This is a genomic window from Infirmifilum lucidum (assembly GCF_014876775.1).
GTDB classification, from domain to species: domain Archaea; phylum Thermoproteota; class Thermoprotei; order Thermofilales; family Thermofilaceae; genus Thermofilum; species Thermofilum lucidum.
The window spans coordinates 1,212,159-1,227,222 of record NZ_CP062310.1; the positions used below are offsets into that span (position 1 = coordinate 1,212,159).

Consider the following 15,064-nt stretch of genomic DNA (forward strand, 5'->3'; position numbering starts at 1 on the left):
TCAGGGTATGCTTTTCACGCGCATCTACATCGGCACGTCCGGGTGGGACTACGAAGACTGGGTTGGCCCGTTTTACGAGCGAGAAACAAACCTCTTCAGCCAGTACGTCAGGGTGTTTAGCACTGCCGAAGTGAACTCTACGTTCTACACGCTCCCCACCGGCAAGTTCATGGAAAAACTGTTCCGCGTAGCTCCTAGCGGCTTCGTTTTCTCCCTGAAGATGTACAGGGGGGTTACACATAAGAAGCTTCTAAATCCAAAAGCAGTGGAGCAAGAACTCGACCTGTTCTTCAAGTCCCTAGAACCCGTTCGCGGCACAGGCAAGCTTGGTGCAATCCTGATCCAGCTGCCGCCTGTGGACACGAAAGAAATTCCATGGTTCCGGGACTTCCTCGAATTGTTGCCTAAAGGGTACCGCTACGCCGTGGAGTTCCGAGATAGAAGCTGGCTCAACGAGAACACTTTTAAAATTCTCACAGAGCTAAACATTGCCTACACGATAGTCGACGAGCCGCTACTACCGCCAGACCTCGTGGTGACCTCCGACTTCGCCTACGTGAGGTGGCACGGGCGCGGAGAAAGGCCGTGGTACTACTATCACTACACCCCAGAAGAGCTGAGAGAGTGGGCGCCCAGGATACAGAGGCTGGCAGAACAGGTCAAGCTCGTCCTCGGATACTTCAACAACCACTTCAGGGGGTTTGCGCCACACAACGCCCTGCAGATGTTGGCGTTCCTCGGGATGCTAGACAGGGAAAAGAGGCAGGTGTTGAAGCGGATGGACGAGTACTTCTCATCTGTACCCGGCGATAAACTGCTGGAGGCCAAGAAGGCCGTAATTTCGGGCGACGTGGAGGGGATACTGAGAGCACTCGCAGGCGAGAAAAGGTTTGCAAGGGGGCTCGAGATAAGTGACCGTGACGTCTCGGTAGAGGTGCTAGGGGACAGTATTGTTGGTCGCGTTAAAGAATATGTCATCGAGGTTAACATGAGGGACAGGCGGATATACCATAATTGCGAAGACTGGAGGAAACAGCTGGAGAGCAAGAGGTTCTGCAAGCACATGGTGAAGTTCTTCCTCAAAGTGCCCCGCGACACAGCACTGAAAGTCCTGGACGACATAGTGTCTAGTATCGACGAGTGGGGCTTCGAGGCAGACACCTCGGGAGAGGGAGAACGAGCGAACAGTCCTCCGACGTAATCCTGAGGTAATCACCACTCGAGTACAGGAAAACAGTGTAAGCGGCAGTAACAGCGTCTAAGGCATCGCCGCTCAACCTCCCCGGGGGAAGCCTTACACCCAGGCCCTCAAGCCCCTCCCTTAGTCTGGACAGGGACTTCTTCCTCGGGATGCACAACAAGTCCTGGCTCCCACCGGGGTAAACTTCTATTACTACGAACCCGAGGGCCTCCAGGGCTGAGCGCAGCCTGATTCCTCTACGCGTTAGAGCAGCCATGGAGGGAATCATCGGCGGGAAGAACCTCACGCCCAGAGACGCAAGAATCCTCTCACACCCCCTAACTCCCCCCTTTAGCGGCAGGCTCAACGGCGCGTCTATCCCCACTATACTTGGCTTCGCCTCCCGGAGAACCTCTATGATTTCAGAGTCCTCCGAGGCAGAGAGGATACCGGCTCTAAGGTCTTCGTCTAACAGGGAGATATAAGTGGGTTTTCTAGAGGAAGCCGATAGGTCTACCCCTGCTAAGAGCATAGCTACCTAGGTAGAGTCACTCCCCGTTGCCCCTGGTACTTGCCCCTGTAAGCCACGGGAGGCCCCTCGATTTTGAAGAAGGCTACGTGTGCAAACCTCATCCCCTTCCTGAGAACTATCGGGAAGGCTCCGCCATGGATTTCGATAGTAAGTTCTCCCTCAAAACCCGCGTCGATAAGAGTGGGGGGTATAGAGACCCCCAGTCTAGCGAAGGTACTGCGCACGCCTATGAGCCCTGCAACGTTCTCGGGCATTTTGACGTACTCGAGAGTCGTGACTAGAACCTTCATGTACGGCTGCAGGATAAAACTATCTGTCCTAAAGACTTTGTAATAGTCTGCTAGGTTTACTTCCCTGAGCCTGTCGGGGTCGAGTGGCTCAGGGTTGTTGAGCAGAACAGCGACTTCCTCGCCTATGCGCAGGTCAACCCCATTCTCCCTTATAATCTCATCGGAAAATGGCTTGATCACTAGTTCCCCTCGTTCTATAAGGCTTCTAATTTCTGCACCAGAGAGCATACCAGTGAAATGTACGGGTTGCCTATTTCTATATCTCTTGTTTTTCTTTTTCTAGGTTGTACTTGCAGATGTCTCTAAGCGGACACCTACCACACTGCGGTTTCCTAGCCTTACAGACCTCTCTGCCGAGTTTTATGAGGAGTAGGTGGGCCTCTAGCCTGCGCTCAGGCCGAAAGACCCTGTGGAGGTCGCTCCTCACCCCCAGGTAGCTCCTGGATCCCGTTATTCCGAGCCTCTGAGCCACTCTCTTCACGTGGGTGTCTACTGGAACTACCGGAAAACCAGCGTTAGCTAGTAGTACATCCACTGTCTTTTCGCCCACCCCTCTCAAACTCTTAAGTTCTCGCCGGGCAAACTCTTCTCCTCTCTTTAGCAACTCCTCCATCCTGCCCCCGTACTTCTCCACCAGAAGCCTCGCGACAGACACTATGGCTGCTGCCTTTTGCCGCTGGAGGCCTGCGGGAGATATCGCAGAAGCAACCTCTTCAACTGACGCATTGGAGAGCTTAAATTGGTCTACGCCTATAGTCTCCTCCAGCCTCTGGAGGGCTCTAAACGTATTCTTTTCCGTTGTATCCTGGGAAATTATCGTCGCAACTATTACTTTAAAGGGATTGCCCTCCCGCGCGGCCTTCAAGGCAGCAAACTCTCCTGGGTCGACTCTATACGCTCTACTCAGCCTCTCGAGAATAATGTCCCCCAGCTCGAAGCCATCCTCCATACATCCTTCTAAAGAACAATGCAGCTTTTCAAGTTTGTATTTTCTCGGCGAAAAGAGGCCTCTTCCAGGGCTCGGATTCCTGCTATCTTCTAAAAACTAATATTAAAAGCTTTTAACGTTACGCGTCTAAGCTTTGCGGGGTTAGAGTGCCGCTTAAACTACTAATAGCAAACGACGACGGGGTGAGTGCTGGGCTGAAAGCTCTCGCCGACGCCGCGTCGGAGAGAGGCCATGACGTATTCATCGCTACCACGAGCAATCACTCGAGCGGGGCCAGCAAGTCCATAACCTTCAAAGCCCGGTACACTGTCACGGAGCTATTCGACAGATACGAAGCCTTAGTAGTAGACTCGACTCCAGCTACAGCTGTCGGGGTCACTCTAGATGCCGTCAGGAAAGACTTCGACTTCATAGTCAGCGGTGTCAACAGCGGGCCGAACCTGGGCCTGTGGGACGTGTTGTCTTCGGGGACAGTGGGGGCTGTCCTGGAGGGAGTCACGCGCGGCCTGAAGGGCATGGCCGTCTCTCTAGTTGCACGCGAGTGGTTCGAGTATCAAGGACTAAGTTACAGTGCGTATTACACTGCCGCTAGGCTCGCCATAAGCATACTCGAGGCGCTTGCAGGTGAGAAGTGGGAGGCCCACCTACTCAACCTTAATGTCCCGTCCTGGGCTCTGAAGGGAGTCAGGGTAACAGTCCTAGAAACAACTCCTCAACACGAGGTTTACGTCTGTAGTGGTGGTTTCTGCGACATGAGCGGGTGGACGCTTGACAGCGCGTACAGCTGCGCAACTCCTGGGAGCGACGTTTGTGCGGTCAAGCAGGGCTACGCCGCCTTAACGCCAATAGTCTACGCATCTACAGGATCTCTTGACTGGCTGAGAAAAGCCCTGGAGGGCTAAACGTTTAAAAGATGACAGAGGTATATCGCTAGGTCGAAATGGCAGAGAGAGCAGACGTTATAGTCGTGGGCGGAGGGCCTGCCGGAATGACTGCGGCCTCGCGAGTTAAGAGGTTCAGGCGTAACTGGAGGGTCGTCGTCTTCGAGAGGAGCAAGTACGTTAGCTACGCGCCCTGTGGGCTCCCGTACTACCTGGGCGGGTACGCAGACAGCATAGAGGAGCTAGTCCACTACCCCCTACGTGTCTTCACCGAGGAGAGAGGTCTAGAGGTCTACACTAAGACCGAGGTAGTGGAGGCTGGAGAGGGGTACGTCAGGGCTCGCTTCAAAGACGGATCTGAGAAAACCTTTGAGTGGGATAAGTTGCTGATAGCCACGGGTGCCCGTCCTCGCGTCCCGCGTGTCCCGGGCACTGACTTGGAGGGCGTGTTAACTTTGAGGACTCTTGAGAGTGGCGAGGAGGCGGAGAAGGTTTTGAACGGTGCTGAGAGGATAGCAATAGTCGGAGCTGGGTATATTGGGCTAGAAGTGGCAGATAATCTCGCTAGGAGGGGTAAGAAGGTCCTCGTAGTAGAGATGTTACCACACGTCATGCCAACTTTAGATCCAGACATGGCTAGTGTCGTAGAGGAAGAGCTTGTCCGGAACGGTGTTGAACTCCACTTGAATGAGGCTTTAAGGGAGATCGCCGGCAGCGGGAAGGTCGAAAAGATTGTCACCGATAAGTCGGAGTACAGGGCCGATGCGGTATTCTTGGCGACAGGCGTTGCGCCCGAAACTACGCTTGCGGACATGTTGGGGGTAAAGAAGGGGGCCACGGGGGCAGTGAGCGTAGACGCCTCGATGAGAACAAGCCATGAAAATGTCTTTGCTGCGGGGGATGTAGCGGAAGCGCTAAACCTCGTTACGGGAAAGCCAGACTGGTTCCCGCTGGCACCAGTAGCGAATAAGATGGGGTACGTAGCCGGGGCTTCTCTAGCCGGGTTTGAGGAGAGCTTCCCCGGGGCTGTGGGCACAGCAATAACGAAAGTTTTCGGTCTAGAGGTCGCAAGGACGGGTCTAACCGAGGAGAGGGCCCGGAAGGAGGGCTTTGACCCTGTCTCGGTTACAATAACGGCTAACTCTAGGGCTAGCTACTACCCCGGCGCGTCGCAGATAACGGTGAAGCTCATCGCCGACAGAAGTACGGGACAGCTTCTCGGGGCCCAGATTATAGGAGGAGAAGGTGTTCTGGCGAGAATCAACACCTTAGCCACACTCGTCGCAATGCGGGCCACTGTAAGAGACGCTTTCTTTAGCGATCTAGCCTATGCGCCCCCCTTTGCCCCCGTCTGGGATCCTGTTATTGTCGCTGCACGGGTTCTTCTTGGGAAGATTTCGGGGCACTAGCCTCTCCTTTCTTCTCAGATAGAACATACACGTATCCCCCGGCTATTAGGGTTACAGAGCCGGCTACGGCTAGCAGGGTCGAGGCTATGCTTTGGAGGTTAACAGCCTCTTGGTTGTACCTGGCGAAGTAGAGTGAGAGTCGGACAGTAGAATTGCATTTTCCGCAACTTGAGTTTATGGCCAGGAAGGAGGGTCTAGCGCTGAGGTAAAGTACGCCCGAGTTATTTTTCGCAGCGTCTCTAATGATTAACCTACCGACTTCTTGGAAGTTTTCGTCGTAGAAGATTAGGGTCAAGTCAACGAACCTGTCTCCCCTGTAGGACAGGTTGAAGTACGTTTTCTGTGAAAGGCCGCTCGGGAGGGGGTAAACCTCGCTACGGTCAAGTGGAAGTCTCACTGTTACCGGTATCTTCTCGCGGGGCAACGTTTGGTAGCTTACACTGCCTGCCAGGATTACCCCGATTGCGAGTAGCGTGAAGCCGGTAATTATCAGTTTGACAGCAAGCCCCCGGAGACTGCGGTCACTCTTCATAGCTACAAGTGTTTCTCTCAAGTCCTTCGATAAATATTCTATGAGTGTCTGGTAGATGTTCTGCTGATGCCTATTTTAACGTTGACGTCGCCTATGTCCCATTCCTGTACTAGATCCCCGCTGACCTGGTTCTCATCTGCCACATACACTACTGCCGAGGATCGAGATTCCGTTCTTAGGAAATCCTCATATTCACCTAGGAGCCTCAGGTATTCGCGTGGAGCATAGATTGTCGTGACGATGTAGTCACTTACGGCGAGCCCGAGCTGTTTCCTCATGAACTGTATTCTCCTAAGGACGTCCCGGGCGAAACCTTCCGCCAGCTCCCTCTCGCTCAATGCGAGGTCTAGCACTACGCTCCCCCAGCTGAGAGACTCGCCGTCAAACCCCTCTCTCCACGTCTCGACTATATTAACCATGTCACGTGTAACCCGGAAGGTGTTACCGCCTACCTCGACGTCGGCGAAGCCCCTCTCGATTATTGCTGCAGCCACCTCCTCGCTTCTCCGCATGACTTCATCAACGACAGCATTCGCGGCTGACTTGAAGGCTGGGCCGAGCACGCGGTAGACTGGTTCAATCTTGAACGCTTTGTACTTCTTCAGAGACGAGAGGTCGTGAACCGCCACCTTCTTTACGTTAACCTGTGAGGCTATCACGTGCTCCATCCTGCTTACGGCGTCCCTGACCTCAGGGTCATCAGTGAACACGTAGATAGCTGGTAGGGGCTGGCGCACTTTTATACCCCTGCGCATTCTCACTGCGAGCGCTCTCTCGACTACCTCGCGGGCAACTTCCATATGCTTTTCAAGCCTGTCGTCTATGAACTCCTCGCGGCCCTCAGGCCAGGAAAACATGTGGATGCTTGGAGGGTCTCTCTCGGATTTAAACACTTCAAGGTATATTTTCTCCATAGTGAAGGGGAGGATCGGGGATGCTGCGACGAGCAGCCTTCTCAACACGTAGCTTAGAGTTGCGTATGCAGCAAGCTTAGACTCTGCCTCTTCCTCGATCCACACGCGTGGCCTAATTAAGCGTATGTACCAGTGACTCAGGTCCTCGACTACGAAGTCTCTTAGTAGCCTTGCTGCCCTGTAAATGTTGAGCTCCTCGAACGCTTTTCTAGTTTCCCGGAGGAACCTCTCAAAACGGGAGAGGAGCCAGCGGTCTTCTACCTGGAGCCTGTCCAATAGACTGTCTATTGGGTACATCTCGGGGTCGAACTTATCGATGCTCATGTACAGGCTTGCAAAGTAGTAGACGTTCCACAAGATGTTGAGGTCGGAGTATACTTCTTCGAGCCCTCTCCAAGAAAACCTTAGATCCTCCCAGGTCGTGTTCTTTAAGACAAACCAGCGGAAGACGTCTCTGCTACCGTACTTATACTCGAGGACTTGTCGCGGCTCAACGTAGTTCCCGAGTGATTTATGCATCTCTCTTCCCTGCTCGTCCAGCGCAAACCCGTGCATGAGCACGCGCAGATAGGGAGACCTATCAAATGCTATCAAGCCACTCCGCAGAAGCGAGAAAAACCACCCAGCAATCTGGTCATGCCCCTCTATCACGAGGTCCACGGGCCACAGGACTTTGAACTTCTCCTCGCTCTTAGGGTAGCCCAGGGACGCGTAGAAAGCGACCCCAGAGTCGAGCCACACGTCCAGGACGTCTGGGACTCTCCTCATAGTACCGCCGCACTTCGGGCACTTTAGAGTGACGCCATCAATCCACGGCCTGTGCAAGTCTGGGAGGTCTAGCTTCGAGCCCGCCAGTTCCTCGAGCTCCTCCTTCGATCCCACAACGCTCCTCTCGCCGCAGTTCTCGCAAACCCATATTGGCGCAGGCGTGCCCCAGTACCTCTGCCTGGATATGATCCAGTCTCTGAGCCCTGCGAGCCAGTTTCTGAACCTCGCATACCCGGCCCACTTCGGGATCCAGTCTACTCTCTCAGTCTCCTCCAGCATTCTGTCCTTGAGGTGGGTCACGCGGATAAACCACTGTTTCGTCCCGCGGAGGACAAGAGGCGTTTTACAGCGCCAGCATATGGGGTACCTGTGTTTCAGAGTTCCAGCATGCAGCAAAAAGTTCTTTCTCTCTAAGTCCTCTATAATGACCTTATTCGCCTCTCTGACGTAAATCCCGGCGTACCTGCCGGCTTCCTCTGTGAGCCTGCCTTTCTCGTCTACGAGAACGACAACGGGTAGTGAGTACCTCGCTCCGACTATAAAGTCTTCCTCTCCATGGCCAGGCGCCACGTGCACTAGCCCTGTACCTTCTTCTGCTGTTACGAATTCCCTTGAGAGGACAACTTTGTGGGCGTCGGAGAGCCTCTGCTGGACGCTGACCTCGTCCTTGAGAGGGTGTTCGTACTTTAACCCCTCAAGCTCAGACCCTCTTACAACCTCTACTATTCTGTACTCTTTTACTCCTGCTTCCTCCATCACCTTCTCCACTCTCTCTTTCGCTACTAGAATCTCCTCGCCTCCAATGTCGATCCACGCGTACTCTAAGTCCGGATTGACCATTACTGCAACGTTAGCGGGCAAGGTCCACGGCGTGGTAGTCCATATGAGAATGTACCGCCTCCTGCCTCCACTCAGCGGGAACTTCACGTATATCGACGGATCCTCGAGCTCCGTGTACTCTGTGACCTCATAGTCAGCCAGTGTTGTCTCGCACCTGGGGCACCAGTGTACAACCTTCAACCCGTAGTCGAGCAGACCTTTCTCGTGGGCCCTCTTAACGAGCCACCAGGCCCCCTCGATGTACTCGTCGTCCATAGTCCTGTATGGCCTCTCCCAGTCCATGGAGACGCCAAAATCCCTGAAGTGCATGCTTAGGGACTGTATGTTCTCTGAGACGAACTTCTTACATTCCTCCACGAACCTATCGACGCCGAAGTCTTCGATGTCCTTCTTGGACTTGAAGCCGAGCCTCTTCTCTATCTGAACCTCTATTGGTAACCCGTGACAGTCGTAGCCCGGCTGGTCGTGGGCGTCGTAGCCTATGGATCTGTAGAACCTTATCACGGCGTCCTTGAGGACTTTGTTCCAGAGCGTACCTACGTGAGGCACGCCGCTGGAAGCGTACGGGGGGCCGTCAAGGAAGTAGAACTTCCTCCTCCCCTTAGAGCTCTCTCTTATTCTGTCGTAAATCCTGTTGCTGTACCAGTACTGGAGTATTTCTAACTCGTACTCCTTAGGGTTAAACTCTTGAGGGAGTTGTCTAACTACAGGCATACAACCACCTCAGGGGTGGGCTCTAATATAAGGCTACTGGGTAGCGAGGTTAAGGGCGCGCCTCTCGCCGGTCTATAACCAGCTATTGAATTTGGCAGGGCATCTCACCCACCCCTCTAAGCACTCATTGAGAGCCTTAGCTATTTATTTGTTTTCCTCAGCAACCACATTGACAGGAAGTAGAGCCCTATGAACGGAAGCCCTAGGGCGAGTGCACTTGTAGGCGTTGGGTCTGGCGTTAGGATAGCAAGTAGGGCCAGAGTTAGGAACAAGACGTACCTCCAGTTGTTCCTAAGAGTGGTATAGTCTACTACTCCGATTTTGCCCAGTGCGAGAACGAGAAGTGGGAACATGAAGAATACACCTATTGCTAGGGAGCCGAGCAGAATGTTCTGGTAAAAGTCCTGGATGGAGAAGAGCGGCGCGGCGCCGCTTAGATCAGCTATCCACAGAGCTATCATGAAGGTCAGCGGCACGACCACGTAGAAGCCGTAAAGTGCACCTGCGGTGAAAAGTACCGCTATTGCGACGAGATATTTCTTTAAGATTCTTCTCTCGTGCGGGTAGAGTCCTGGCTCCACGAACTTGTAGATGAGGTACAGCGATACTGGCCCAAGGGCTATGATTGTCACCATTGCCGACGTGATGACTGCAGCTGTGAGCGAGTCGAACCACCCGTGAGAAATGAGAATAACCCTTGAAGAGTTGACTCCAAACACCTTGGCTATGGGCTTAAGAACTACGTTTTCTTCGTGGAGGAGTACAACCTTACGCATGTACTCCATTATGTAGAAGGTGAGTGGAGTGTATTTCTCGGGTAGGAGGTGGGGTGCGGGTAGAACTAATAGCAGCACGATAAAGGCGATGTTGATAGCTAAGACCTTCCTAACAGTATCTAGCAAGTCGTATACGTGTTCCATTAGTGGCTTTTCAGGGAGCTCGGACACGGCTATCTATCACCAATTATTAGTTAAATTTATATTAAGCTTAATGGAGAAAAGGGTGGTGCCAGCCGATGCCCAAGTTCAAGGTAACAATAGACCGGGATCAGTGCATTAGCGACATGGCTTGTGTAAGTCTATGCCCCGAAGTTTTCGAGATGAACGAAGAAGACGGGAAGAGCCAGATTGTTGCCAAATACAGGGTCGGCAACAACCCTGGAGAGGGCGAGGTACCCGGCGAGCTAGAGGAGTGCATTAAGAGCGCGGCTGAAGCCTGCCCTGTATCAATAATTCACGTGACAAAAGTCGAGTAAAGCTAAGTCGCTTTCTTTCTCCCTAAATACGCTCCTACTTCTAGCGACTTCAAGCTCCCTCTGCACGCGGTTGTTAAGAGTATAGGTAATCAAGGCGATGAGTATTCCGATGAAGAGCACGACAACCGAGAATTTTGCCTGGCGTTGAGCACTGTTTCCAGGTGGCGTCGTAGGTGAGTCGGCTTGCCCGTGCCAGTCGCGTACCCCGGTAAAACCCCATGCCCTGAAGAGCGGAGCTAGGTTCCTGCCGGCAGCCATGTTCACGACATTAACGATGTCGTCGCTGGTTCTTACCTTCCCATAGGATTTTATGGCATTAAAGAGAGATCTAATGAACTCCTCGCCGTCGAACGTCGATGAAATATTGTTCACAATGTAGAAACTAGCTAGGTAGGCGCTGCTGATGAGGTTCGGGTCTGAGGGCCAGGACTGTATGAAGGAGAAATTGCCGGAGACGTACTTGTAGAGCGCGGTAGAAGCATTGTATAGTTCTCCGGCGTAATCTGAGACGTTGATACCTATCTCCTGTGCTACTAGGATAGAGATGTATTGTGCCAGCCCCTCGTGGAACCACCTTGTTTGATCATTAGCCTCCACTCCGGCGCGTCCGAGAAATGAGTGGATCATTTCATGTATCACGGTGGTCTCCAGGTAGCCGGGCGCGTACCTTATCAGGGCCAGGTTTAGCATTATAGGTCCCCTGCCGCCAGCGTTGATGTCTTCACCCATCACAAAACCTAGGGCGCTGATGCCGCCAAGCCTTTCCATCGGGAGATATAGCTTGAAGTGTACGTGATCCATTGAAACCCCCGAGATAGCCTGGAGCCGCTCGTAAGCCCGGGCCGCGATTTCTAGGATTCTCTCGGATAAACTGCGGTAGTATATGGGGGATTCTATCGTGAACTTGGCTAGCCGGATTTTCGTGAAGTTTACAGTTTGTACCTGTTTAGTGGTTTTATACTCTATCACTACCCTACCCGGTATGAGCTGGCGCTCTCCTGGCGTGAGTAAGTAAACCCTGTAACCGCTCCTGTCGAGGCTAAGTACACGAGGGAATTCGAGCGTGATCACCTCGACGTTAGGTATCCTTACATAGACCTCTACCTGTACGGGAGGACTCGAGACGAGCATGGGGCTCATGAACCACCCTTGATTACCCGAGAGTAGACTTGCATACGGGAAATTGTAACATATGTACAGCATTGAGGTTCCATTGGCTCCAGGCGTAAGTACTATGGTTGAATTGTAGTAGAAGTATGCATAGGATGGCAAGTCCTTAACTTGGAAGTTGCCATAACTGTTACACACAGTGTATTTCTCAAATTTCGGTAACGTGAATGAAAGAGAAGCCTCGCCCTGCGACTTAAAAACCAGGGTGACTGTTGCATTGCCGCTTTCTTCCACGTTTATAAATGCCTTAACCTGTACGTTGCTCTGGCCTCTAGCCCTGCTAGAGGCCAGAACCGTACCCAAGACGATAATCAGAGCTAGGGACACTGGTAAGAGACGCGCGGAACCAGCCCTCATAGCAGGCCCTTTGTAGTTATACCCCGAGCGGTTAAATAGGTTAGCTGTCTAGAGTAGATTGGAGCGGGGGTCGACAAGTGAAGGCCTCCTAGAGGTGGAGTAGAATGGGTGGGAAGGAACTCGCGTTGCCGTGTAGGAGGGCTTTAATCTTCTCCGATACACACTGCAAAAGAGGCAGACCGTGTAGCCCAGTTTTAGAGGTTCTTGGCGCGGCGAAGGAGGAAAACGTCGACTGCATCGCTATTCTCGGAGACCTCTTCGACGATTTTCACGTAGACGTAGACCCGGCCACGCTCGCCCTAGAGATGGCTAGACTGGGTTTTAGCACGTATTCGCCAAGGTACGTCCTGTACACTCCGAGCTTATCCTCCCACGACCCCATACTCGGTGAGGCGGAGTTTAATCTTGGCGGCACGGTCATTCACGTAGCCCGAGTGATAAACATTGGGCTTGGCGGTGAAGAGGTCTGTTTGACTCACGGTGACATAGTCGTTCCGAACGGCGCTATAGCATACTTCGTGAATAGAACGATGGCTATTCTTGGAAAGAGCCTCTTCCTCGAGGAGCAGGCAAGGAAGAGACTGTGCGGCAGGAGTAGCTGGCTCTTTATGGGGCACACGCATATTCCAGGGCTAGATCACGAGAGGAGGCTTGGTAATCCAGGCTCCTGGCGCGCAACATGGCACTCCCGCATGCCGTACTGGAGGAGGCCGTCCAACAGCTTCGTACTGTATGACGGTAAACGTTTTAGATTAGTCTTTTCCTAGACCTATTATGGGCTACTACCACCCTCTCTCCAAAAGGCCATACCATATACTGGCGAGACCCGGTGACGTAGCGGAGAAAGTCGTCGTATCGGGCGACCCCCAACGCGTCGAAAAGGCGTCGAGGCTACTCGACAACCCTCGCATAGTCAACAAGCACAGAGGCTTCCTCACAATCACTGGTGAATACAACGGTGTCAGAGTAACCCTAGCTACGCATGGGATTGGCGCGCCATCCGCGGCCATTGTGTTTGAAGAGTTATTCATGCTCGGTGCAAGGGAGATCATTAGAGCCGGAACGTGTGGTGCCCTTAGAAGGGAGGCGGCCGCCGGAACAATAGTGATAATTGAAGCTTCAGCGTACACTCCAGGAGGCACGCTGGGATCATACTTCCCGGGCGTATCCTTTCCCGCGTACGCTACTCCCGAGCTAGTCTTGAGCCTGGAGAGAGCGGCCAAGAGGCTTGGAGTAAAGTACCTTCGCGGAGTCGCTCTTTCACACGACGCTTTTCACGTTGTCGAGAAGAGAGCCCCTGAGTGGGGCTCGTTGGGCATTGACGTCCTGGAGATGGAGTCCGCAACTCTCTTTGCTCTCGGCAGGTATAGAGGCTTCAAGACGGGGGCTCTAGCGCTGGTTGTAGACAACATGGCTTCAGGCGAGGAATTGACTGAGCAGAGGGAAGAGCTCGAGCTCAGAATGGTTCAAATAGCCCTAGAAGCGCTAACTAGCGGTACACAGTGACGGCCCCGCGCGAAGAGAAGTGGGATGCCCTGCGGAGGAAAGCCCTGGCCCAGCTGGAGAACCACAAGCTGGAGGGGAGAGTCGACGCTGACATCGTGTGGCTCCTAGACTTGATAAACTCTTCTCCAAACTACTACACAACGAGTAGCTGTAGCGGGAGAATCCAGGTTGTGGCGGGCCGTCACCCAGGGGAAAAGGGTAAACTGAGGGTTTTAGCTAAGTGGCACAGGACAATCACGCCAGAGGATCTGTGGGTGGTTATGGACGCCACGGACGAGGACAGCGTGTGGCTCTCCGTGCACCCGCCCATCATTCACGTTGTGGCCCGCGACATGAACTCGGCTAGGCGGCTCCTGGTAACAGCTAGGAATTCAGGCTTTAAGCACAGCGGCATACAGGGCCTTGGCAGGCGGATTGTTATCGAAGTAATGTCGATGGAAAAAATTGAGGCTCCGCTGAGACTGGGAGGCGTAGAGGTTATTGCCCCTGAGAAGTACCCCCTCTTGGTCAGCGCTGCTAATGAGCTACTCTTGCGGGGGAAGAGTAGACTCAACAGGCTTGCAGAGGCGTTTACTAGGAGTGGCACGGTATGAACTTGCACGCTTTACACCCACAGCGGGCCATTGAGCTTTCAAACTCGAGAATGTCGTTGCTGTGAGCCTTCACGTGGAGAACCTCTATGCACAACCCCTCGGACGTGTGGATGTGTAGCCTACTGTGAATACCCTCCTTCCTATTCTCGATTTCTGGGTCTATCTTCTCACTTCTCTCAGGTTCGTAGCTTATTATCATGATGCCCTCACACTCATGTGGAACTGTGAAGTGGTAGGTCTCATCGAGGAACTTTCTCACGGCTAGGTTAACTATGTGGGATCTGTTCGTACCCATAGCTACAGCTATCCTTTCAACATCTTCGGCAAGCTTAGCTTCAAGACTAACTCCGAACCTTATCTTACAAGTTTTCATGTTCTCTCACCCTGGATTAGGGCGGCGAGGTATATCATGAAGAGGATGAGCCCAAAGGTGGCTGAAGGAGCGAGATCAAAGCTGACGGCTAGTAACAAGCCGGCTAATCCCGAGGCGGTAGACACCGCTATGCTTATCCACAGCGCCTCTCTCGAGTTCCTTGCTAGAATTAAAGCTATAGCTGAAGGTAGAAGTAAGACTACGTGTTCGATCACGAAACCAACTACCCGGAGGAGCCCGACACTCGCGACTGTGAGTAGCGTCACAACAATGTAGTCGTGCAGCTTGACGTTTATGCCTATGAGCATCGCGTAGTCCCTGTCTACTCCTACTAGTACCTCTTTGTCATAGAGTATTAGGCTGGAAACCGCGACGCCTAGAGATACAGCTAGTGCATAGGCTATATCTTCCCACGTTGAAAGCAGAGGGTCACCCAGAATGTACGACCACAGGCTGACCTGTGCCGAGTATTTCGTGAGTATATAGTAGATTACAGCGATACTCATCGACGTAGTAAAAGCTACGAAGACAGAAGTTGCTGTGTCCTCGTCTACTCCTCTCTGAACTAAGTATATTTGCAGAAATGAGAGGGGGACACTGAGTAAAATAGCCAGGATTGTTGGGTTTCCACCTAGTACTGTTGAGAACAGGTATCCCAGCGCTATAGCTAGTAGAGAGGTGTGCGGCAAGGCTGACGCGAAGAAGTTGAGCCTCCTCACGGTTATGATCGGGCTCAGAGAGCTGAGAGCAAGGGACGTTGAGGCGATCAGGATAAGCCAGCGAGGATCCAAATACATAGAC

16 protein-coding genes are annotated in these 15,064 nt (G+C 52.9%); 7 read left to right on the forward strand and 9 right to left on the reverse strand.

The features are described from left to right. Nucleotides 1–7: 7 nt before the first annotated feature. Nucleotides 8–1,201 carry a DUF72 domain-containing protein gene (locus IG193_RS06855; protein WP_192818439.1) on the forward strand — a complete coding sequence of 398 codons (1,194 nt, stop codon included), beginning with the start codon at nt 8–10 and terminating at the stop codon, nt 1,199–1,201. On the opposite strand, the gene IG193_RS06860 is transcribed toward IG193_RS06855, so the two are convergent. The 3 genes from IG193_RS06860 to IG193_RS06870 are packed head-to-tail and all read right to left on the reverse strand — an operon-like array spanning nt 1,128 to nt 2,951. After that, nucleotides 1,128–1,712: a DUF429 domain-containing protein gene (locus IG193_RS06860; RefSeq protein ID WP_192818440.1), complete on the reverse strand. Its 585-nt coding sequence runs from the start codon at nt 1,710–1,712 to the stop codon at nt 1,128–1,130. The two genes, IG193_RS06855 and IG193_RS06860, sit on opposite strands and share 74 nt — an antisense overlap. Nucleotides 1,713–1,714: 2 nt before the next feature. Further along, nucleotides 1,715–2,230, reverse strand: coding sequence for a dCTP deaminase (gene dcd / locus IG193_RS06865; RefSeq protein ID WP_192818441.1), 516 nt, complete (start codon nt 2,228–2,230; stop codon nt 1,715–1,717). 28 nt (nt 2,231–2,258) lie between these two features. Next, entirely contained in the window at nt 2,259–2,951 is a 693-nt protein-coding gene (locus tag IG193_RS06870) for an endonuclease III domain-containing protein (protein ID WP_192818442.1), read from the reverse strand. 146 nt (nt 2,952–3,097) lie between these two features. Here IG193_RS06870 and surE point away from each other — a divergent pair, with 146 nt between their 5' ends. Together surE and IG193_RS06880 are read left to right on the forward strand one after the other, a co-directional pair. Next, the gene (gene surE / locus IG193_RS06875; RefSeq protein ID WP_192818443.1) at nt 3,098–3,853 is read left to right on the forward strand and encodes a 5'/3'-nucleotidase SurE; all 756 of its coding nucleotides are present in this window, start codon (nt 3,098–3,100) and stop codon (nt 3,851–3,853) included. A 38-nt stretch (nt 3,854–3,891) separates the two neighbouring features. Beyond that, nucleotides 3,892–5,241: an FAD-dependent oxidoreductase gene (locus IG193_RS06880; RefSeq protein ID WP_192818444.1), complete on the forward strand. Its 1,350-nt coding sequence runs from the start codon at nt 3,892–3,894 to the stop codon at nt 5,239–5,241. Here the strand turns inward: IG193_RS06880 and IG193_RS06885 are convergent. The 3 genes from IG193_RS06885 to tatC form a co-directional block, all read right to left on the reverse strand. Beyond that, complete coding sequence (locus tag IG193_RS06885) at nt 5,195–5,773, reverse strand: hypothetical protein (RefSeq protein ID WP_192818445.1); 579 nt, start codon at nt 5,771–5,773, stop codon at nt 5,195–5,197. The two genes, IG193_RS06880 and IG193_RS06885, sit on opposite strands and share 47 nt — an antisense overlap. Before the next feature lie 38 nt (nt 5,774–5,811). Then, entirely contained in the window at nt 5,812–9,009 is a 3,198-nt protein-coding gene (gene ileS / locus IG193_RS06890; RefSeq protein ID WP_192818446.1) for an isoleucine--tRNA ligase, read from the reverse strand. 140 nt (nt 9,010–9,149) lie between these two features. Further along, nucleotides 9,150–9,956, reverse strand: coding sequence for a twin-arginine translocase subunit TatC (tatC, locus tag IG193_RS06895; RefSeq protein ID WP_192818447.1), 807 nt, complete (start codon nt 9,954–9,956; stop codon nt 9,150–9,152). 68 nt (nt 9,957–10,024) lie between these two features. Between tatC and IG193_RS06900 the strand changes: the two genes are divergently transcribed. Continuing rightward, nucleotides 10,025–10,264, forward strand: a complete 240-nt coding sequence (locus tag IG193_RS06900; protein WP_192818448.1) for a ferredoxin — start codon at nt 10,025–10,027, stop codon at nt 10,262–10,264. Here the strand turns inward: IG193_RS06900 and IG193_RS06905 are convergent. Beyond that, a complete protein-coding gene (locus tag IG193_RS06905; protein ID WP_192818449.1) occupies nt 10,235–11,791 on the reverse strand; it encodes a gluzincin family metallopeptidase in 1,557 nt (518 codons plus the stop codon). The two genes, IG193_RS06900 and IG193_RS06905, sit on opposite strands and share 30 nt — an antisense overlap. Before the next feature lie 104 nt (nt 11,792–11,895). On the opposite strand from IG193_RS06905, the gene IG193_RS06910 reads away from it, so the two are divergent. Genes IG193_RS06910 through IG193_RS06920 form a run of 3 tightly spaced genes read left to right on the forward strand, consistent with a single transcriptional unit; the run spans nt 11,896 to nt 13,890 of the window. Continuing rightward, entirely contained in the window at nt 11,896–12,558 is a 663-nt protein-coding gene (locus tag IG193_RS06910) for a metallophosphoesterase family protein (RefSeq protein ID WP_192818450.1), read from the forward strand. Between the two features lie 7 nt (nt 12,559–12,565). Continuing rightward, entirely contained in the window at nt 12,566–13,297 is a 732-nt protein-coding gene (locus IG193_RS06915; RefSeq protein ID WP_192818451.1) for a purine-nucleoside phosphorylase, read from the forward strand. Then, on the forward strand, nt 13,294–13,890 hold the full coding sequence (locus tag IG193_RS06920) for a tRNA(Phe) 7-((3-amino-3-carboxypropyl)-4-demethylwyosine(37)-N(4))-methyltransferase (protein WP_192818452.1): 597 nt from the start codon (nt 13,294–13,296) through the stop codon (nt 13,888–13,890). The genes IG193_RS06915 and IG193_RS06920 overlap by 4 nt, the downstream gene beginning before the upstream one ends. Here the strand turns inward: IG193_RS06920 and IG193_RS06925 are convergent. Next, nucleotides 13,871–14,263: a CopG family ribbon-helix-helix protein gene (locus IG193_RS06925; protein ID WP_192818453.1), complete on the reverse strand. Its 393-nt coding sequence runs from the start codon at nt 14,261–14,263 to the stop codon at nt 13,871–13,873. The genes IG193_RS06920 and IG193_RS06925 overlap by 20 nt on opposite strands. Continuing rightward, nucleotides 14,260–15,060, reverse strand: a complete 801-nt coding sequence (locus tag IG193_RS06930) for a metal ABC transporter permease (protein ID WP_192818454.1) — start codon at nt 15,058–15,060, stop codon at nt 14,260–14,262. The genes IG193_RS06925 and IG193_RS06930 overlap by 4 nt, the downstream gene beginning before the upstream one ends. Between the last annotated feature and the right edge of the window lie 4 nt (nt 15,061–15,064).